We start from the raw sequence: 21,729 nt of genomic DNA on the forward strand, positions 1-21,729 counted from the left end.
GCGAGGTTCCATCCGACTTTTAAAAAGAAAAATATTAACGGATGAAAAAATTATTGTTCATACTGCTGTGTGCCGCGTTGGTGGCCGGTTGCCGTAAGCTGGACCAGCCCAACACGCGGGAGTTCACCGACGAGGCTTACTGGCGCGACGCGCAGGACGCGCTCGACGCGCTCACCAGCTGTTACGAAAATATGTCGGACGACGGGCATTTCTTCGGAGACGAAGCCGCCAGCGACAACGCATTTGTGTCCGGCACGGGTTTTAACGGCGTGTCGCTGATCGCCGCAGGCAGTTACGACCCCTCTATCGGCCGTGTGCGGGGAGAATGGTCTTACCGCTACAGCGCCATCCGCAAATGCAACAACGTGATCCAGAACATAGACCGGGTGCCTTCGATGGACGCGGCGCTGAAGCAGCGCATCCTGGCGGAGGCCCGTTTTATCCGCGCGTATTCGTATTTCCAGATGGCCTTCTGGTTCGGCGATGCGCCGTTCTATACCAGTCTCATTTCCATCGAAGAATCGAAAACGATCGGCCGTACGTCTAAAGCGGAGATCATCGGTTTTGTGCTGGAAGAGCTGGCCGCCATCCGCAACGATCTGCCGGTGAACACCGCTTACGCGGAAAAAGACAGGGGCCGTATTACCCGTGGCGCGGCCATCGCCATGAGCGCCCGGGTGAGGCTGTACAACGGCGAGTGGGACGAAGCGAGGAAAGAATGCGAGCTGCTGCTGAACGGTACGGAGAACGGTACGTATTCGCTGCTCGGCAATTACGCCAACCTGTTCGTTACCGCCAATGAGTTCAACAGCGAAACTATTCTCGACATACAATACGGCGGGGGCAGAACCTGGGGCACGCAACGCAGCTTTCTCCCGCAAACCGTGGCCCTGCTGCGCAGCACGCTGGTGCCCACGCAAGACCTGGTAGACGATTACATCATGCTCAACGGCAAAGGCATTGCCGAAGCCGGCTCAGGTTACAACGAAAACAATCCGTACGTCAACCGCGATCCGCGTTTTGCGGCCAGCATCATTTACCATGGCGCTACCATTACCGATTTTGAGAACCACGTGCAGACGATCCTTACGCAACCCGGTTCGGTTCCCGCTACCAACAGCGTAGACGACCAGGGCGCTTCGCCCACCGGGTATTACTTCCGGAAATTCTACGACCGCACCGCGTCCAACTACAATTCCACGCTCAACCTGCCCGTTATCCGTTATGCGGACGTGTTGCTGATGTACGCCGAAGCGCTCAACGAACTGGGCACGTTCGACGCAGCCGCATGGAACAGGAGCATCCGCCTGCTGCGCGTGCGCGCCGGTTTTACCGAAGCAACGGCCACCGAATTTCCGGGCGGCTCCAAAGAGCAGCTGCGCGCCATCGTTCGCCGGGAAAGAAGGGCGGAACTGGCTTTCGAAGGTTTGCGGATATTCGATATACGCCGCTGGGGAACCGCCGAAACCGTGCTGAACAGGCCGGTGCGCGGCATCAAAGTGAGCGGCGGGGCGTTCAACCGCGACCCGAACGGGTACATCATCGTGGAAAACAGGACCTTCACCAGTCCCAAACATTACCTCTGGCCCGTGCCTACTTTTGAAACCGACCAGAACAAAAACCTCGGTCAGAATACCGGCTGGTAATCACAACCAAATAAACTCATGTTATGAAAAGATATTTCACAGCCATCACTTTTTCCCTGCTCGCCTTGGCCATCACGGCCTGCAAAAAAAATGACTATACCCTCAACACGAACCTGAAGCCGGTGGAAAAACTCACCGCGCCCGTCAACGACAAGTTCACCAAGCTGCAGCCCGCCACCAGCGCCACGCTGAGCTTCGAGTGGGACCAGGCCCGCGCCGAAGACGGCTCGCTGGTGCTGTACGAAGTGGTGTTCGACAAAGAATCCGGCGATTTCAGCGAACCGCTTGCCCGCATTGCATCAGACGGCGGCGGCATTCAGAACAAACTTACCCTTAGCCACAAAGACCTGAACACGCTGGCCGCCAAAGCAGGCATTCCCGCGCTGGGCATGGGCAAGCTGAAATGGAACGTATCCGCCAGCAAAGGTTTTAACGTGCAGCCTTCCGCCGAAACGAGAACGATCGAACTCGAAAGGCCTGCAGGTTTCGCGGAAATTCCCGTAGACGTATTTCTTACCGGTACCGCCACCGAAGCGGGCGCCGACGCAGCCAACGCGCTGCAGATGAAAATGCTCACCGCAGGCGTGTTCGAGATCTACACTTCGCTGAAAGACGGTACTTTCCAGTTCATCGACCGCAAAACCGGTACGCCGAATAATTTTTACATGGATGGCGAGCTGCTCAAGGAAAAAGGCCAGAGCACACACGCGGGCGGCACCAAAGCGATCCGCCTCCGGCTCGATTTCAACAACGCCACCGCTACCGTTACGGAAATACTCAGCATCGGACTTTGGTTCGCGCCAGACGACAAGTTCCTTTTCGAAACCGCTTATGCGGGCGGTGGAAAATGGAGCGCGGCGGATAAGAACATCACTTTCAGGCAGGAATCCTGGGGCCGCGATGAACGCTACAAATTCCGCATGCGCGTGAAAAACGCCGCAGGTGTGGAAAGCGATGAATGGATCGGCAGCTCCAATGCGGACAATAGCCGTCCCACCAGTACCACGCCGCCCGCTTTCTGGGAGCTGCGGCCGATCACAAATAACGACCGCTGGAATTACTGCTACAAATTCAAAACCGAAGTGGATACTAAAAACTGCGATGTAAACCTGTTTTTTTACACGGACAAAAATTACACGCACGAAATCATCATCAAATAGAACGTCTTATGAACATACCGTTCAAATTACTGCTCTGCGCCGCCCTGGCCGTTTCGCTAAGCGCCTGCCTGAAAGAACCGGTAGACGACGGTCCCGGCCCGGGCGCGGGCAAAAAGCCCGTGACGCAGAACTGGGCTAAGAATGCGGATTCGTCGTACGTTTCGCTGCTCGGGAGTTTTTATAACCAGTCCGGCAAATATTACAACGAAAACAGCGCCGGCAAAGCCGATTTCCATTACTGGCGCAACGCACACGCGCTCGACGTGCTGCTGGACGCATTCATCCGCACCAACGACGAGCAGGTGAAAGCCCGCATGGACGAGCTGCTGGAAGGCATGCGCGTGAAAAACGGCAACACATACATCAATCATTTTTACGACGATATGGAGTGGATGGCGCTTGCCTGCATCCGTGCGTACGAAGCCACCAGCGACACGAAATATAAAACCACCGCGGAACTGCTGTGGACAGACATTAAAACCGGCTGGGACGATACCTGGGGCGGCGGCATTTACTGGAACAAGGAGCGCAAAAACAAAAACACGCCCGCCAACGCGCCCGCCTGCATCATCGCGGCGAGAATGTACCAGCTCAACCAGCAGCCCGAAGACCTTGAATGGGCCAAAAAGATCTACCAATGGCAAAAGTCCAACCTGGTAGATCCTGCTTCCGGCCTGGTTTGGGACGGGCTGGACGGTACCGGCACCAACAAGGCCTGGAAGTTCACCTACAACCAGGGCGTGTACATTGGTTCCGGCGTTGAATTGTACAAGATCACCGGCGAAACCGCCTACCTGAACGATGCGCTGAAAACCGCGAACAATGCACTCACCGGCGATTTTACGCAAGGCAATATCATGAAAGACGAAGGCGGGGGAGACGGCGGCCTTTTTAAAGGCATACTGGTGCGTTATCTCATGCTGCTGATCACAGACGGCAATATCAGCGCCACCGACAAAACGAAGTTCGTGAACTTCCTGAAACTGAACGCGGAAACGCTTTGGCTGCAAGGCACTACACGCCCCTCGATCATCTTCGGCCCGAAATGGACGGCCACCGTCAGCTCGACAGACCTGAGCACGCAGCTCAGCGGTGCAATGCTGATCGAAGCGGCGGCAAGATTAAAAACACTTGGATTGATAGAATAACATGATCTTATGCCAGTGAGGCCGCAGGGTTTTCCCTGCGGCTTTTTTTATTCCTCAAACCGGACATGCCCTGTACCGAAACCGGACAATTTAAAAATTAAGATAATGCGTATTGGGCTGGGGGATATCTGCCTGATATTCTGGCATTCTCTTCGCACGCGAAACACAAACGGCCGCCGCTCATGTTAAGGAATTATCTCAAAATCGCCTTGCGTAACCTGCAGAACAACAAGGTCTATTCCACGATCAATATCGCCGGGCTCGCCGCCGGTATGGCCGTGGCGTTGCTGATCGGCCTGTGGATATGGGATGAAGTTTCGTTCGATAAATATCACAAGACCTACGACCGCGCGGCGCAGGTAACGGTGCATACGACCATGGGCGGCCAGCTTTTCAGGGGCACCACCACTTCCATGCCGATGGGCACTGCGCTGCAGAACGACTTTACGGCGGATTTCGAGCATGTGGCGCTTGCTTCGCATACGGCTGCGCACGTACTGGCCGCGGGAGATAAAAAGATATCGCAGACGGGCATGTGGGCGCAGGAATCTTTTCCCCTGATATTTTCTTTAAAGATGTTAAGCGGCGATGCACACGCCTTGAAAGACCCTTCTTCCGTATTGCTTTCCCGCTCGGTAGCGCAATCCCTTTTCGGCGATGCCGAAGCCGTTAATAAGATCGTTCGCGTAGACAACCGGTTTGATATGAAAGTGGCCGGGGTATACGAAGACCTTCCCCGCAACACGACCCATTACGTGATAAAGCTCCTGCTGCCCTGGGACCGTTACGTGAACAACACGGAAGACTGGATCAAAAACGCGCAGACGCAGTGGGACAATCACATGTGCCGGGTGTACGTGCAGCTGGCGAAACGGGCGGATATTGAAAAGGTGGACGCCAAAATACGCAACGTGCCCACACCACACATTACTTTCGCCAAAGAAGAGCTGCGCCTTCACCCGATGGCGAAATGGCACCTGCACAGCGGATCGATCAACGGGCAACCGGCCGGCGGGCGTATCAAAACGGTGCGCCTCGTGGGCACTATCGGCATATTCGTGCTGTTGCTGGCCTGCATCAACTTTATGAACCTGTCCACCGCACGCAGCGAAAAACGCAGCAGGGAAGTGGGCATCCGCAAAGCGATCGGTTCCATGCGCGGCCAGCTCATGGGGCAGTTCCTCAGCGAATCGCTGGTCGTTACTTTTATTTCTTTGTTGCTCGCCTTGCTGCTGGTGCAGCTGTCGCTGCCATTTTTTAACGGGCTGACAGGGAAAGTTATTTCCATGCCCTGGCTGAATCCTGTGTTCTGGGCGATGGTACTGAGTTTCACGATCTTCACCGGCCTGGTCTCCGGCAGTTACCCCGCACTTTATTTATCAGGTTTTGAACCGGTGAAAGTATTGAAAGGAACATTCAGGCCGGGACGGTTTGCCGCGATTCCCCGCAAAGTGCTGGTGGTAACGCAGTTCACGGTATCTATCGCCCTGATCATCGGCACGCTCATCGTTTACCGCCAGGTGCAGCATGCGCGCAACCGGCCGGTAGGTTATACCCGCGAAGGGCTGATCACCATCGACATGAACACGCCGGATATGGTCGGGCATTACGACGCCATCCGCAATGAACTGCTGCAAACCGGCGCAGTGGCGGATATGGCGCAATCCAACAGCGCGCCGACGGAAGTATGGTCCAATAATCTCGTAGACTGGCAGGGGAAAGATCCTTCGCTGACGGTAAGCCCCGGCACCATCGCCGTATCGCACGATTTTGGCAGCACCATCGGCTGGACGATCAAGGAAGGGCGTGATTTTATGCGCGGTCATACGTCAGACACCGGCGCGTTCATCTTAAACGAATCCGCCGTGAAAATGACAGGCTTCAAAGAACCGCTGGGCAAAACGATGAAACTTTTCGGCGAGGACCATATGATCATCGGCGTAGTGAAAGACATGGTGATGGAATCGCCGTACGAGCCCATCCGCCCCACGATCTTTCATTTGCAGCCTTATTGGGCGAGGATGATCATGGTGCGGATCAAACCGGGCGTTTCCATCCGCGAAGGGCTGAACAAGATCGAGCCTGTATTTAAAAAATACAATCCCGGCAGCCCGTTCGTATACAAATTCACAGACGACGAATATGCCGCGAAGTTCGGCAACGAAGAACGCATTGCCAGCCTGACCACGTTCTTTTCTGTGCTCGCCATTTTTATTTCCTGTTTGGGTTTGTTCGGCCTTGCTTCTTTTGTAGCGGAAAAACGCACGAAAGAAATCGGTATCCGTAAAGTGATGGGCGCGTCCGTATTTAATCTCTGGAGAATGTTGTCCAAAGATTTCCTGGCGCTGGTGCTGGTCTCCTGCGCCGTGGCCGTTCCGCTCACCTGGTATTTCCTGCACCTGTGGCTGCAGCAATTCAATTACCGCACGCAGATATCCGGGTGGATCTTTGTGATGACCGCCATCGGCGCCATGCTGATCACGCTGGCCACGGTAAGTTACCAGGCGGTGAAAGCGGCGGTAATGAACCCGGTAAAAAGCCTGAAGGCGGAATGATGGATTGCCCGGTTTTTCGTGTTTTAACCCTTAAAAAATCGATATAGCAACGGCGCCGCGCCGGTTTGTCACCCTAAAATGGCCTTGCATCCTATCAATCCGGTACATATCTTTATCCGGTTTCACAGTAAAAATCAAAATCTTAAACACGAGCGAGTTGTACGCGAGCCTGAATGATAGCGCACTATGGGCGAAGGTGACGGAAGGGGATAAGGAGGCGCTGGCCTTCGTATACCGCACCTCGTTTCCCGCTTTATTCCGTTACGGCATGAAATTGCAGGCAGACGAAAGCCTCGTAAAAGATTGCATCCACGATCTTTTTGTGACCATCTGGCTCAGCCGCGAGCGGCTTTCCTCCACCGATTCCATTAAATATTATTTACTCGCAAGCTTGAAAAGGCGCATCAGCGCGCAGCTGCAGAAAAATGCGGTGGACAGTTTCGAAGACGTGCCCGAAACCGTGGCCATTTCGGCTTCTCCGGAAGAAAACATCATCCGCGAGCAGGCCGGGCAGGAGTTGCAGCTGAAACTGGTGAAAATGATGGGCCAGCTGCCGCCGCGCCAGCAGGAAATATTACACCTCCGCTTTTACGAGGGGCTTAGCCCGCAGGAAACCGCCAATATCATGGACCTCAGCCTCAATTCCTCTTACGTGCTGCTGTCCAAGGCGCTGAATTTTCTTAAAAAACACAGCGAAGGGCTTAAATGTGCTCTTTTTATCGTCATTCAACTCATTCATTTATAATCAGTTGAAAAAATTTTAAAAAAAAGCGGGAAAACGCGCTAAGATTTTACCCGTTTCCCGCTTTACCATATAAGTACCGATAATGACATTCAGCAATTTCACGACGCAAGATTTTTTGCAGCACCCGGACTTCCGGAAATGGGTGCTTGAGCAGGACGAAGCAGCCGCCGCTTTCTGGGCGGGTTGGCTGCGGGACAACCCTGGCCGGGAAAAAGAGCTGCTGGACGCAAAAGAGATACTGCTGGCCCTTCAGGCCCATACGCACACGCCCCCGGAAGGCGCCGAAGCGGAAACCTGGAACAGGATCGCGCGGAGCATGGAAGAGGGAGCGAAGGTGGTGCGGATGCCTGTGGCGAAACGCCGCGTTTCCGCCGGCATGTGGCTCGGTTATGCCGTGGTCACGATCGGTATTCTTGCGCTGGCAGCCGTTTGGCTGCTGAAGGCGGAGGAAATTACGTACGAGACGGCCATGGGCGAGATCCGGACGATCGAACTGCCCGACCATTCCGTGATCAGGCTGAACGGCAATTCCGGCATTCGTTATGAAAGCGGTTGGGAAAAAGGCGCGCCGAGGGAAGTGTACCTTACCGGCGAAGCATTTTTCACCGTTACGCAACAGCCGGGAGCCGAGCCTTTTATTGTACATACCAACGATCTGCAGATACGCGTGCTCGGTACGTCGTTCAACGTCAACACCCGCCGCAAGGCCACACAGGTGGTGCTAAGCAACGGCAAAGTGCAGCTGGTGCCGAACGACAACAAAAACGCAAGGCCCATCACGATGTCGCCCGGCGATATGGTCGTGTATTCGGAAGCTACCACTACAATGGTGACCAAACAGGTGGAACCGGAAAATTATTGCTCGTGGCGCAACAAAGTGCTCGAGTTCACCGATGCGCCGATCAAAGATGTGGTGCGCGCGCTGCAGGAAAACATGGGCGTGACCATCGAGCCGGAAGATGCGGGCCTCGGCGACCAGACATTCACAGGAAGCATACCATTAGACGATATCGGGATTTTCTTTAAAACGATCTCCCGCACATTTGACGTAGAGATAGAAAAAACAGGTTCAAATTCATACCGGATCAGCAAGCATAACTAAGCACAGTTAATTATTGGTCTTTCCCGCGAAGGCGCGGGGCTATGTCGATATAAATTCCCGTTAAAATAAGCGGGGCAGGCCGTGCCATGCCTGCAAGGAGGTAAATCAAAAATCAATCAAAACAACCAACCAAAAATCTATTGTTATGGTAGAATTTTACGCGGGGAAATTTCGTAGAGGTCTTGTTCTGGCTTTATTGCTGCCTGCCGCGGCGTTGAGCGGGGGCGTAAAGGCCGCGGCCAAGGCATCGCCCGGGTATTTTGAGATGCAGAACGTTCCCGCGGACGGAAAGCCGTTGCCGCTGAAGGATGTATTATCGCAGATCGAACAGGAGTATAAGGTCCGCATCAATTACATCGGCAACACCATCCAGGGCGTGAACGTAAAAAAGCCCGCCGCGCGGAGAAACGGGGAAAGGATGGAAGATTACCTCAACCAGTTCCTGGTGCCCGCCGGACTTAAAGCAGAACAGGCGGGGCTGGGACAGTTCATCGTTTACAAATTCGGAAATCAAAAACCAACCCGTACCAACAGCGGCAATAGCACGGTGCAGCAGCCTTCCGCCAGCCAGCCCATGCAGCTGGAAGCCGTAGTGGCGCAACAGGCGGGCATCACCGGGCAGGTAACCGAGGAATCGGGTGTGCCGCTGCCCGGCGTTACCGTGGTGGTGAAAGGCACCTTCAACGGCGCCAAAACCAACGAAAAAGGCCGCTACACGCTCAACAATGTGCCAAAAGAAGCGGTGCTGGTATTCAGTTACCTCGGTTACAAAACCCAGGAAATAAAAGTGAACGGCCGCACCAGCCTCGACGTGAAACTGCTCACCGACGTTCAGTCCATGAAAGACTTCGTGGTGAACGGCTATCAGAAACTCAAAAAAGAAAGTTACACCGGTTCCGCCATCGTGATCACCGGCGAAGAGATCAAACGGTTTAACCCGCAGAATATCCTTGCCAGCATCCAGGCGTACGATCCTTCGTTCCGCATCGTGGAGAACAATCTCGCGGGCTCCAATCCCAACGCGCTTCCCAACATCAACGTAAGAGGCGCCACGGCCGTGCCCGCGGGTGATCCCAAATTATTGTCGCGCAGCTCGCTCGCTACTGTTACCAACCTCCCCATGTTCATGGTAGACGGTTACCAGGTGGGCATTCAAACCATTTACGACCTCGACGTGAACCGCATCGAAATGATCACCCTGCTGAAAGACGCCGCGGCCACCGCTATCTACGGTTCCCGCGCATCCAACGGCATCGTGGTGATACAAACCAAACTGCCGAAAGAAGGCAGCCTGGAAGTGTATTATAATTACGAGCTGAACGTAACCACGCCCGATCTCACCGCCTACAAAGTACTGAACGCGGAAGAAAAGCTCGAATACGAGCGCCTGGCGGGATTGTATTCATCCAACTCCGTTGACCCGCCGGACGAGCTGGCGCAAAAATATTACGCCAAAAGAAAGAACGTACTGGCCGGCGTGAACACTTACTGGCTCAGCCAGCCGCTCAGCACCGATTTCGGGCACAAACATTCCATCAGCCTGCAGGGCGGCAGCCCTTCCATCCGTTACGGCGTAGACGCGCGTTACCAGACCAACAACGGCGTGATGAAAGGCTCCGGCAGGGACCGTTACAGTCTTGCCAACAGTCTTTCCTACAATCTCAAAAACAACAAACTCCTTTTCCGCAACAGCTTCACCATTTCGCAGGTGAACGGCACGGAATCGCCGTACGGACTGTTTTCAGACTATGTGCGCATGAACCCGTATTACCCGCGCACCGATTCCGCGGGCAGGATCGTGCCGACCGTAGACCAGTGGAATTACCTCAGCAACGAAGACCGTATCAGCGGCGACCGCGTGCTGGCACCGGTGTTTAACCCGCTGTACGAAGCCACCACCGGCAGTTTCAACAAAACGGAATACACCGAGTTCATCGATAACTTCGCCATCGAATACAATCCTTCCACTGCATGGAGGGTGAACGGAAATATCAGTCTCACCAAACGCAAAAGCACAGACGACCGTTTTGTATCGCCGCTGAGCAACCAGTTCTATTACGACAAAGGCGATGCGCTGAAAGACCGTGGCCGTTATTATTACAGGGCCGTACAGGAAACGCAGGTAGACGGCAGCCTGACCGTGAACTACAACAAAACGCTGGCCGGTTCCCACTTTCTCAACTTCTCGCTGGGCACCAACATCCAGGCAGCTAAGTACACCGGGCGCGAATTTGTGGCGCAGGGTTTTACCAATGACCGTTTTACCGACGTATCGTTTGCGCGCGGTTATGAGAAAGAAAGAGCGCCCACCGGTTCAGTTACCGAACAAAGGCTGATCGGCGCTTTCCTGTCTATGAACTACTCCTACCAGAACCGCTTCCTGATGGACGGTACCGTGAGGGTGGACGGCTCCAGCAAATTCGGTTCCGAATCGCGCATGGCGCCTTTCTGGAGCTACGGCCTGGGCTGGAACCTGCACAACGAAAAATTCATGCGCAACACCGTTTTTAACCAGCTGCGCATCAAAGCCACCACCGGTCTTACCGGCGATGTAAGTTTCCCGGCCTACCTGTCTAACACTACCTACAACTATTATACTTCCGACTGGTATTCTACCGGCGTAGGCGCGGTGTTTGCCGGTTACGGCAATTCGAACCTGAAATGGCAGCGCACGCGCAACTACGACCTGAGCATGGAGATCTCCATGTTCAAAGACCGCCTGTATATTTCTCCACGTTATTACCACAAACTCACCCGCGACCTGCTGACCGATGTGAACGTTGCGCCCAGCACCGGTTTCAGCCAGTACAAAGAAAACCTCGGTGAGATGGTGAACAAAGGGTACGAGGTGTACTTCCGCGCCAACATACTGCGCGGCAAAAACTGGTCGTTCAACCTCAACGCCAACCTGGGCCACAACACCAACATTATCACCAAAATTTCCAACTCGCTGAAAAGCTACAACGACGAGGTGAACAAAAACCAGCAGATCGATTCCTCGCTGAGAACGCGCCCGCTGCTGCGTTTCCAGGAAGGCCAGAGCCTCAACACCATTTACGCCGTGAAAAGCCTCGGCATCGATCCGGAGAACGGAAGGGAAATATTCCTCCGGCCAGACGGCACCACCACTTACGACTACGATGTGCGTAACACCGTGGCGGTGGGAGATATGACGCCGGACTTCGACGGGTATTTCGGCGGCAGCTTCGTGTACAAAAGTTTTATGGTGGAATTCAGTTTTTATGCGAAAATGGGCGGCGACATTTACAATCAAACGCTCATCGACCGCGTGGAGAACGCCGACCCGAAGTATAATGTGGACAGCCGCGTGCTCACAGAAAGATGGCGCAAGCCCGGCGACCGCACGTTCTACAAAAACATCGCGGACCTCACCACTACCAAGGCCACCAGCCGTTTTGTACAGCGGGAGAACAGGCTTGAGTTCAAAAGCGTGTACGCTTCGTGGGAAGCGCCTTCCAGCCTTTACAAACGCCTGAAGATGAAAAGCCTCCGCGTGGCGCTCAACCTCAACGACCTGGCTTACTGGTCCAGCCTGCAGATAGAGCGCGGCATCGATTACCCGTTTGCACGGAGCTTCACTTTTTCATTAGCCACCCGATTCTAAAAAAGACCGACAATGAAGCAATACCTGATAACGATCATCACCATATGCACGCTGGCTTCCTGCAGCAAGTGGCTGGACGTAACGCCGGCCTCGGAAGTGAGCAAAGACGCGCTGTTCAGCACCGAAGACGGTTTTAAGGAAGCCGTGAACGGGATGTACGGCAGGCTGACCAAAGAAGACCTGTTTGGCCGCGAACTGACCGCGGGCACGCTGGACGCGCTGGCGCAGAACTATACCGTAGACGTAAACGATCCCTGGAGATACCGTCCTACGATGCAGTACAACTACCAGGACCAGTATTTCATGAGCCGCCGCGACGAGATATGGAAAGGCCTTTACAATGTGGTCGCCAACGCCAATCTCATCCTCGAAAATGTGGACGCGAAAAAGAACCTGTTCAAAGGCGTGAATTACGAACTGGTGAAAGGAGAGGCCCTGGCGATGCGCGCTTATTGTCATTTCGACCTGCTGCGCCTGTTCGCCGGATCGTACGCGGTGGATAAAAGCGGCAAAGGCATTCCTTATACCACCAGCTTCAGCAACAAAACGCCGGAAATGAAGAAAGTGGAAGAAGCGCTGGACCTGGTGATCAAAGACCTGCTGGACGCGAAGGAACTGCTGCGCGCCACCGACCCGATCCGTTCGCCGGGTTATAAAGTGGGCTATCCCGAAGGCGATACCACCACCGAAGCGGACGCGCCCGACCTGTTTTTACAGGAGCGCCGCCACCGGCTGAACTATTATGCCGTATGCGGGGAACTGGCGCGCGCTTATCTCTACAAAGGCGACAAAGACGCCGCGCTCGGCAATGCGCTGGAAGTGATCGGCTCCGCGAAATTCCCTTTCACGAAAGCCACCGATTTCCTCAACCCGGATGATGAGAAAAAAGACCGCATTCTATACAAGGAGCTGATCTTCGGGATCTACGCGCCCAATGCCAATCAAACCCTCCGCGATGTGATAGACAACGGCATAGCGGCCCTGTACCTGCAGCCGGCGGAGTGCCGGAGCATTTACGAAGTAGGCGGCGTAGGTGCGGAAGATTACCGGTATAAACAATGGTTCGAGGAAAGGTCTTCCGCAGCCGGCAGTTACCTCCGCGTGATGAAATACACCCGCGACGGCGACCGGAACCTGCACAACCTGATGCTGCCGGCCATGCGCCTCAGCGAAATGTATTACATCGCCGCGGAATGCACCTTCGACAAAAATCCCGCCGAAGCATGGGGATATTTTAATACCGTAAGGCTCAACCGCGGCATCGGCGTAAGCCTCAGCGATCCTTCCCGCACGGTGTTTATGAACGAACTGCTGAAAGAAGCCCGGAAAGAATTTTTCTCCGAAGGCCAGCTGTTCTACATGTACAAAAGGCTGAACGCAAATATCGCCGGCCCGCAGGGCAGCGTGATATCGGCAGGTAACGCAGTGTTTGTGCTGCCTTTCCCCGACGACGAAATCGCATACGGTAACCGATAAAAACAACAGCGATGAAAAAGATCCTCACCTATATTTTCATAACCGCCGCGGCGCTCTCCGCCTGCAAAAAAACGGAAGAGCAGCTGTTTTCCTCACCGGACGGCGTGTATTTCGACTTCAACGACCCGCTGAAAAACAATCTGCGTACAGACAGCGTGCTGTATTCCTTCGCATTGTTCCCAGAAAAGTCTGTAGACACGGTTTGGCTGCCCGTGCGTATTACCGGGTCGCGCCGCAGCGAAGCGCGGTTTTTCCGCATCGCGCCGGTAGACAGCGCTACCACGGCCGTGGCGGACAAACATTACAAAGCCCTGGAAAAAGAATACGAAATGCCCGCGGACAGCGGTGTGGCACGGGTGCCTATCATCCTAATGGCGTCCGATCCTGCGCTGACTAGCACCACCGTTCGCCTGAAGCTGCGCCTGCTGCCCACAGAAGATTTTACCGTGCCCAACCCGGCGTACGATTCCGCCAAGGTGATATTTTCCAACCGGCTGGAGAAGCCCGTTTGGTGGGACGTATGGAGCTCCGAGATAGGCGCTTATTCCCGCGTGAAATATGAACTGTTCATCCGCGTTACCGGCACCTCCGAGCTGCCGCGCACCTTCGACGCGCAGGTGTTGCCCAAAGTACTGTATTACACGCGCCGTTTCAGGAACTTTTTAGGCAGCCCGGTGAGCTGGGTGGAAGAGAACCCGCAGGCCGGTTATACGCTGGAGCCTGCCGGTGCCGGCAAATACAACTTCTTCAGTGTTACCAACCCGGAGAAAAAATACCTGCTGGAGTTGAACCCGGCGGATAACAAATATTATTTCACGGACGAGAACGGTAAACGGATCGTTTAACGCCAAACAGCAAAACATGAAAAAACACCTGTTATATATTCTGGGCGGATGGTGGCTGCTGGCCGCCTGTTCAAAAGACAAAGGGAATTACGATTACATCGCCGTTCCCGAACCGAAGATCAGCGGGCTGGATACGGCTTACAACGCCATTTCCGGCGACAGCCTGATCATAGAGCCCGTGATCACGCTGCAATCCGGTAAAAACGATTATTCCTGCCACTGGAAGATCGATGTGCCGGAAAGGGCCATGGCCGTGGAATACGACGGGCAGCAGCTGCGCATCGTGTTCGGCCTCGGCGCCAACCGTTACAATGCTTTGCTGATCGTGACAGACAACAACACAAAACAGAAATATTATTACAAGTTCGTGGTGAAAGGGCAAACCCAGTTCACCCGCGGCACGCTGGTGCTGAGCAATTTCAACAACCGCAGCGTGATCAGCTTTGTGAAATCAGACGGCACTTTGCAGCCGGACATCTACACCAACATCAACAACACCGCCATTCCCGGCGGCGGCATGCAGCTGGTGCCCGTGAGGAACCAGTTCTACATGAACCAGCTCACCTATTTCTGGGTGACCTACAGCGGCGAAGGAACGGGCGCCGTGCAGGTAGACGCCAACACGCTGATCCGCGCAAAATCCCTCGAAGAGAACTTTTACACCGCGCCGCCCATGCGTGAAGTAAGCACGTTCATCAACATGCCGAACGGCGTTACAACCGCGGTGATCAACGGCAAACTGTTCCTCGGCGCCACCGAAACCGCTCCGTTCTGGCCGTATTACGGCTTCTGGGGCGAGCCGATGGGCGGCGATTACCAGCTGCACCCGCGCGTAATTACCAATGCGTACGAACAGCCGAATGCCGGTTATTACCTGGGCTTCGAGAAAAGAAAAAAACAATTCGTACGCTTCAGCCTCAGCAATTTTTACGATACTACCTATACCCTTACAGACACCGCGTTTAACCCCAAAAAGCTGGGCAACGCGGAGCTGCTGTTCATGGACCGCATCAGCGACAATGCCTGTTATGCATTTATCGACAGCGCGGGCAAAAAACTGGAATTGCAGTTCAGCCTCGACTGGTCGCAGGACAAAAGCCTCTTCAGCGCAAAAAACAAACGGGAGTTTCCAGGCGCCGCGCTGCTGACCGCCGGCACGCTGTGGCAAACTTCACCGGTAGGCGTGTTCTTTTTTACGTCCAACGACAAAATTTACCGCTACAACCCGTTGAATAAGGAAGTAAAACCGCTGGACGCCAATTTCGGCGGCAAACGCATCACCATGCTGAAACTCGTGAACAACGGCAACCAGCTGATCGCCGGCGTGGAAGGAAGCGTGTATTACCTGAACACCAGCACCGGGCACAACGGAACGATAGAAAAACAAACGGACGGCATCCCCGGCGAACCGGCGGATATCATGGTCCGCGAAAATTAATAACGGAAACCACTAAAACAAAAAGACCGACAATGAAAAAATGGTTGTTACTGGCCGCCGTAGCCTGCCCGGCCCTGGGCTTCGCGCAAGGCAAATATCTGCTGAAAGGAAAAGTGGGCAATTATAACAGCCCCGCAAAAGTTTACCTGGATTGTCACCTGAACGGCGAAGCCATCAAAGATTCCGCCGAGATCGTGAACGGCGTGTTCGAGTTCAAAGGTGATGTTCCCTTTGCGGACCTGGCCATGATGCAGCTGATCGCCAAACCGGGCGGCGAGCCGGACCGCCTGCTGTTTTATCTTGAAAAAGGAGAGATGAACATCACCAGCGAACACGAGCTGGGCAAGGCGAAGATCACAGGTTCAGCGTTGAACACAGAATTTGACCGGTACAAACTTTTTATTTCCGGGTACGATTCCGCGATGGCGTCCATCAACCGCATTTACGGCGGCTCGTCCGAAGTGCAGCGTAACGATACTACCTTCATGCAGTGGCTGGACGGGCGTTTCCGGAAGGCGATAGAACTGCGCCGCAACAAACAGCGGGAGTTCATTGCTGCTAACCCCAATTCCTTTTTCAGCATCGTGGCACTGAAAGAAGTGTCTGTAGGCAATAACATGAACGTAAAAGAGCTGGAACCGATGTTTGCCAGCCTCAGCGAATCGGTGCGTAATTCCCGCGAGGGCAAAGAGTTCCGCAGCATGATGAATATGGAAGGCAAACTGGCCATCGGCGGCACTGCGCCAGATTTCGTGCAGAACGACGTTAACGGCAAACCCGTTCATCTTTCCGACTTCCGCGGCAAATACGTGCTGCTGGACTTCTGGGCTTCCTGGTGCGGGCCCTGCCGCGCTGAAAACCCCTTCGTGGTGGCCGCTCATAAAGCGTACAAATCGAAGAACTTCGAAGTGCTGAGCGTGTCGCTGGACAAGCAGGACGCAAAAGACGCCTGGCTGGCCGCTATCAAAAAAGACGGGCTGGAATCTTTCACGCACGTGTCTGACCTGAAATACTGGAACAATGCCGTGGCCAAGATGTACAATATCCGCGGCGTGCCGGCTAACTTCCTCATTTCCCCGGAAGGCAAGATCCTTGCGAGGAACCTGAGAGGGGAGAACCTGGAAAAACAACTGGCCGTTCTGATCAAATAAAAAGAAACCCTGTTTTGTAGTCCATCGCTGCGCCGGTATTTTATGCCGGCGCAGTTTTTTTTTATTTAATGATCTTGCTCTGCTGCCCGTCTACGATCATGTTGTTGTTATCGGTGTCGTAGAACACGAGGATGTACATACCCGCCGCGAGATCCGGCGTTTTGCTACATATTCACCCCTGTTTTTTTACAAAACGATACCCTTTTCCCCGTTTTTGCTGTTATTTTTATCCCGGCTTTACCACATCCGCATTATGAAGATCATCACGCTGACTTTACTCGTCATTTTAAGTTGTTTTGCAGAAACAGCCATGGCGCAAACCGAGCTAATGCCTTGGGGCAACATCCGCGGCATTCGTGTCAACGGGCAGCTCATGGAATTTGAAACCTCCCTGAGAGTTGGGGGAAAAGAAATGACCCGTGCTACCGGGAAAGAAAGGCAACGCCCGAAATACGAACGTAAAAACGGCGGCCAGGTGGTAACCACCGCGATCGGGCAGCTGGATTTTATGGAAACGGTGCGGGACGGCGGTACAGGTTCCGCCGCCGTAATGGTGGAAGTAACGGCGAAGGAAGTTACTGAAGACGGGATCTACTTTTGTGTAACATTGCCCGGAAAGTGGTACGGGAAAGCTGTGCTGCAGGCAGACGGTTTGCCTGCAAAGGCAATAACGGCGGGCATTGCAGGCACTGCCGGGAAGATCGGCTTCCGCGCGGCCGGGCGCAGTCTTACCATTCATCTTTCCAAACCTTCAGCTTTCCGCATTCAACAAAACAAAAACGGCAATTTCGAATTATATCTCCCCATTCATGAAGGCAGGCTGGAGAAAGGAGGAACGGCGAGCCTTTCCCTCACGCTGTTAACCTCCGGCACTGCAGATACCAGCCTCGTGCACGTAACGATCGAAACAGCCAACGAAGGCCGCGCATTCGACGGTTTTGGCGGTAACTTCAGGCTGCAAAACGCCGCCACCGACCCGCAGGTGATCGATTATTGCCTGCAAAACATGCGCCTGGCCTGGGGAAGAGTGGAAATGCCCTGGCGTTTCTGGCAGGTGAAGAAAACCGGCAACCCGCTGGATTCCGCCCATGCGGGCAAATTGCACCCGCAAGTGCAAAGAGCGATGGAAATGGCGCAGCGGCTGGGAAAAATGGGAATGCCCGTGATACTTTCCGCATGGTCTCCGCCGGCCTGGGCCGTGATCGGCGAGCCGCGTTTTGCGCCCACGCCGGAAGGCGTTTGGGGCAACCCGCTGGATACCGCCAGCATGGAAGCGATCTACCGTTCCATCGGCGATTACATTCAGTTCGTGAAGGAACATTATGGTGTGGAGATCGCGATGTTTTCTTTCAACGAATCCGATCTCGGCATCAACATCCGGCAAACGGGAGAGGAGCACGCAGCATTTATCAAAGGCATGGGCGCGCATCTGCAACAACGCGGCCTCAGCACGAAACTCCTGCTCGGCGATAATTCCGACGCCAATTCTTACCAATTTATTTATCCCGCGATGAACGATGCTGCCGCATTGCCTTACATCGGCGCGGTGTCTTTCCACAGCTGGCGCGGCTGGGACGAGCGTACGCTGCAAAAATGGGCGGACGCCGCCGCAAAGCTCCGCCTGCCGCTGCTCGTGGCCGAAGGCAGCATCGATGCACAGGCATGGGGTTACCCGCAAGTATTCCTTGAAGAAACTTATGCCAGGGAAGAGATCAACCTGTACACACGCCTGCTCAATATCTGCCAGCCCGCTTCCATCTTGCAATGGCAGCTTACTGCAGATTATTCGGTAATGGCGGGCGGCGGTATCTTCGGCGACCGCTCACCGCTTCGCCCCACGCAAAGGTTTTGGAACCTGAAACAGCTGTCGTCTGCCCCCGCAGGGCTCAAAGCGCTGAAAGTTACGTCTGACAAAGAAGATGTAACGATCGCCGCGCTGGGCGACCATCAAAAAGGACAATACGTGATCCATCTCGTAAACAACGGCGCCACGCGGAAAACCATCATTGAAGGATTGCCGCGCAACGTTCGCTCGCTGAAAGTGATCGTTACGGATAAAACGAGGAATATGCAGGAAGAAAAACCGGCGACGGTGAAAAACGGCCGTGCGGAACTGGAGCTCGGCGCAACCACTTACACGACTTTGATGGCTGAATAGCAGGTTATTGCACGATTTTCTGCAGTTTGGGAGCGTTGAGGATGGCGATCTGCCTGCCGGCTGAAGTAACGATGCCTTCGGCCATCCATTCGTTGAGGGTTTTGAAAAGCGTTTCATAGGTGGTGCCGGCATAAGAAGCAACGTCCTGCCGGCTGAGGCCGCCGTTGATAAATCCCGCTTCGTCTTTCCCGAAGATCTCTTCCAGCTTCAGCAGGCTTTTGGCGATGCGGCTTTTCACGTTCATATGCACCATGTCGCGCATGGACTGTTCCGCCTGCTGCAGCTCGTCCGCATACAGCAATATCATTTTATAGGCCAGCTCGTGGTTCACGAGCATCGTGGCCTGGAAAAACTCGGGGCTGATAAAACAGGCTTCCACCGTTTCCACTACCGTGGCAGACACGGGGTACACCTCGCCGGATACCAGGCCGCGATGCCCCAGCAGGTTGCCTTCGCCGGCGAACTTGATGACCAGGTCTTTCCCTTCTTCCCCCCAGTATTTATGCACTTTCACCTTACCGGAATGGATAAAATAGAACCCCTCCACGAGATCGCCTTCACGGAACACGACTGTACCCTTCTTCAGGCTGACGAGGCGGGCATTGGCGTCTATGGCGGCTTTCCATTCCGGCAGGCAGTGCCGGTGCAAAAAACAGTTCGGGTGATGCGTCATGGGCGCAAAAATAACAGAAAATGATTAATTGCGTCGGCAATAAAATGTTAATATTATTTTTGAAATATCATGGAATAATATTGCGAAGGCAATATCTTTGCAGAAAATTTCCAAAACGAATATGAGCAAAATACCTGTTGCCCCTTCGCTGGACGCATTGCTGGACGAAGGGCAGCAAGACGGGCAGGAAAGGCCCGTTTCAAGAAGAGTGCTGTATGTGACGATACAGGCCGTTATCAACGCCGTTATCATCGGCTTTATCGCGAAGCTGCTGGTGGCGCTTATCAGCCTGATTACCAATCTCGCATTTTATGGAGAGTTCTCTTTCCATGAATCCAGCCCGGCGCATAACCAGCTGGGCATTTGGGTTGTGGTGGTGCCCATCGTCGGCGGCCTCATCGTGGGGCTGATGGCGCGCCTCGGCTCCCCGGCCATCCGCGGCCATGGCATTCCCGAAGCCATGGAGCAGGTGCTGGTGAACGAAAGCCGCATCAAACCGATCATTACCTTATTAAAACCTTTATCCGCCGCCATTTCCATCGGTACGGGCGGGCCGTTCGGCGCGGAAGGGCCCATCATCTCCACGGGTGGCGCTTTCGGCTCATTTGCCGGGCAAATCATGCGGATCTCGCCGAATGAAAGGAAAGTGATGCTCACAGCGGGCGCCACGGCCGGTATGGCCGCCATTTTCGGCACGCCGGTAGCCGCAGTGCTGCTTGCGATCGAGTTACTGTTGTTCGAGTTTTCGCCCCGCTCCATTATTCCCGTAGCCCTGGCCTGCGCCACAGGCGCGGCGATGCACTTCGCGCTGTTCGACACCGCGCCGGTTTTCGCCATGCCCGATATCGCCGCGCCCACCTACGGCGCGCTGATCTGGTACACCGTGCTGGGCGCCGTAATAGGCGTGATCTCCGCGCTGATCTCCAAAAGCATTTATTTAATAGAAGACCTTTTCGAACACCTCCCTGTTCACTGGATGTGGTGGCCCGCCATCGGCGCCGTTGCCATCGGCGTGGTGGGTTATTTCGCGCCCTACACGCTGGGCGTGGGATACAATAATATCTCCGACCTGCTCACCGGCTCCATTCCCCTGCAGCTGGTGCTGGGATTGTGTTTCATGAAATTCATCTCCTGGGCCATTTCGCTGGGAAGCGGCACGTCGGGCGGTACGCTCGCGCCGTTGCTCACGATAGGAGGCGCTACAGGCCTCGGTTTGGGCATGATCGTGCTGCATTTTGTTCCGCAAAGCGGCATCAACCTGCCCACCTGCGCCCTGATCGGCATGGCGGCAATGTTTGCCGGCGCGGCCCGCGCATTGCTCACTTCCATTGTGTTCGCATTGGAAACCACCATGCAGGCGCACGGGTTGCTGCCGCTGCTGGGCGCCTGTACGGCCTCTTATTTCGTGTCGTTTTTTATGATGAAAGGCTCGATCATGACGGAGAAGATCCGCCGCCGCGGCATCGCCACGCCGGAAGCCTACGAGCCGGACATCCTGCAGACGCTGCGCGTAGCAGACGGTATGTCCGGCCAGTTCATCACCGTATCGCCCGAAGAAAATGTAGCCGGGGTGAAAACGAAGCTCCGTGCGGCAGGCAGCCCGCAACAATTGTTCGTGGTGGAAGACGGCGAAGGGCGTTTTGCAGGCGTCGTGAATGCGAACCTGCTTTACCAGGCGCAGGACGGAGAAAAAATTCAGTCGCTGCTCGGCCCGGGCAGTCCCTGGGTATATCCCGCCAGCAGTCTCGATCTCGCCGTGCAGCTGATGGACAAACACGGGCTTTCGTACCTGCCCGTATTGCGGAAAGAAGACCGTTCGCAGATCGTGGGACTGCTAACCGCGCCGCACGTATTTGCCGCGTACCGCCGGCGCCGCAATGCCGCGGAAAAGCAGCAGCAGGCCATTTCCGTGAAAAGAAGGCGGAATAAACTGATCGTAAGCAGCCGTAAATGGCTGGGAAAATAGTTGATGGATGGATTCTTGTGTTGCAGCCTGCTAATCTCCGC

General features: G+C 54.6%; 14 protein-coding genes. 13 read left to right on the forward strand and 1 reads right to left on the reverse strand.

Annotated features, from left to right (window positions below; genetic code table 11):
• The first annotated feature begins 41 nt into the window (after positions 1–41).
• The 12 genes from J7I43_RS15175 to J7I43_RS15230 all read left to right on the forward strand — a co-directional run bounded on the left by J7I43_RS15175 (position 42) and on the right by J7I43_RS15230 (position 19,049).
• Entirely contained in the window at positions 42–1,646 is a 1,605-nt protein-coding gene (locus J7I43_RS15175) for a RagB/SusD family nutrient uptake outer membrane protein (protein WP_209146571.1), read from the forward strand.
• A 23-nt stretch (positions 1,647–1,669) separates the two neighbouring features.
• Positions 1,670–2,806 (forward strand): SusE domain-containing protein, encoded by a 1,137-nt coding sequence (locus J7I43_RS15180; RefSeq protein ID WP_209146572.1) that lies wholly within the window; start codon positions 1,670–1,672, stop codon positions 2,804–2,806.
• Between the two features lie 8 nt (positions 2,807–2,814).
• Positions 2,815–3,954: a glycoside hydrolase family 76 protein gene (locus tag J7I43_RS15185; protein WP_209146573.1), complete on the forward strand. Its 1,140-nt coding sequence runs from the start codon at positions 2,815–2,817 to the stop codon at positions 3,952–3,954.
• Between the two features lie 182 nt (positions 3,955–4,136).
• Positions 4,137–6,509: an ABC transporter permease gene (locus J7I43_RS15190; protein ID WP_209146574.1), complete on the forward strand. Its 2,373-nt coding sequence runs from the start codon at positions 4,137–4,139 to the stop codon at positions 6,507–6,509.
• A 157-nt stretch (positions 6,510–6,666) separates the two neighbouring features.
• Entirely contained in the window at positions 6,667–7,254 is a 588-nt protein-coding gene (locus tag J7I43_RS15195) for an RNA polymerase sigma factor (RefSeq protein ID WP_209146575.1), read from the forward strand.
• Positions 7,255–7,336: 82 nt separating this feature from the next.
• Positions 7,337–8,356: a FecR domain-containing protein gene (locus J7I43_RS15200; RefSeq protein ID WP_209146576.1), complete on the forward strand. Its 1,020-nt coding sequence runs from the start codon at positions 7,337–7,339 to the stop codon at positions 8,354–8,356.
• Positions 8,357–8,501: 145 nt separating this feature from the next.
• The gene (locus J7I43_RS15205) at positions 8,502–11,981 is read left to right on the forward strand and encodes a SusC/RagA family TonB-linked outer membrane protein (RefSeq protein WP_209146577.1); all 3,480 of its coding nucleotides are present in this window, start codon (positions 8,502–8,504) and stop codon (positions 11,979–11,981) included.
• 12 nt (positions 11,982–11,993) lie between these two features.
• A complete protein-coding gene (locus J7I43_RS15210) occupies positions 11,994–13,457 on the forward strand; it encodes a RagB/SusD family nutrient uptake outer membrane protein (RefSeq protein WP_209146578.1) in 1,464 nt (487 codons plus the stop codon).
• A gap of 11 nt (positions 13,458–13,468) precedes the next feature.
• Positions 13,469–14,302 carry a DUF4843 domain-containing protein gene (locus J7I43_RS15215; RefSeq protein ID WP_209146579.1) on the forward strand — a complete coding sequence of 278 codons (834 nt, stop codon included), beginning with the start codon at positions 13,469–13,471 and terminating at the stop codon, positions 14,300–14,302.
• Positions 14,303–14,318: 16 nt separating this feature from the next.
• Positions 14,319–15,740, forward strand: coding sequence for a PKD-like family lipoprotein (locus tag J7I43_RS15220; RefSeq protein ID WP_209146580.1), 1,422 nt, complete (start codon positions 14,319–14,321; stop codon positions 15,738–15,740).
• A gap of 32 nt (positions 15,741–15,772) precedes the next feature.
• Positions 15,773–16,891: a TlpA disulfide reductase family protein gene (locus tag J7I43_RS15225; RefSeq protein WP_209146581.1), complete on the forward strand. Its 1,119-nt coding sequence runs from the start codon at positions 15,773–15,775 to the stop codon at positions 16,889–16,891.
• Positions 16,892–17,144: 253 nt separating this feature from the next.
• A complete protein-coding gene (locus J7I43_RS15230) occupies positions 17,145–19,049 on the forward strand; it encodes a glycoside hydrolase (protein WP_209146582.1) in 1,905 nt (634 codons plus the stop codon).
• A gap of 4 nt (positions 19,050–19,053) precedes the next feature.
• Here J7I43_RS15230 and J7I43_RS15235 read toward each other — a convergent pair whose 3' ends face one another.
• A complete protein-coding gene (locus tag J7I43_RS15235; protein ID WP_209146583.1) occupies positions 19,054–19,722 on the reverse strand; it encodes a Crp/Fnr family transcriptional regulator in 669 nt (222 codons plus the stop codon).
• A 121-nt stretch (positions 19,723–19,843) separates the two neighbouring features.
• On the opposite strand from J7I43_RS15235, the gene J7I43_RS15240 reads away from it, so the two are divergent.
• Positions 19,844–21,688, forward strand: coding sequence for a chloride channel protein (locus tag J7I43_RS15240; protein WP_209146584.1), 1,845 nt, complete (start codon positions 19,844–19,846; stop codon positions 21,686–21,688).
• Positions 21,689–21,729: the final 41 nt, after the last annotated feature.

The sequence above is a fragment of the Chitinophaga chungangae genome, assembly GCF_017742215.1.
GTDB lineage: Bacteria > Bacteroidota > Bacteroidia > Chitinophagales > Chitinophagaceae > Chitinophaga > Chitinophaga chungangae.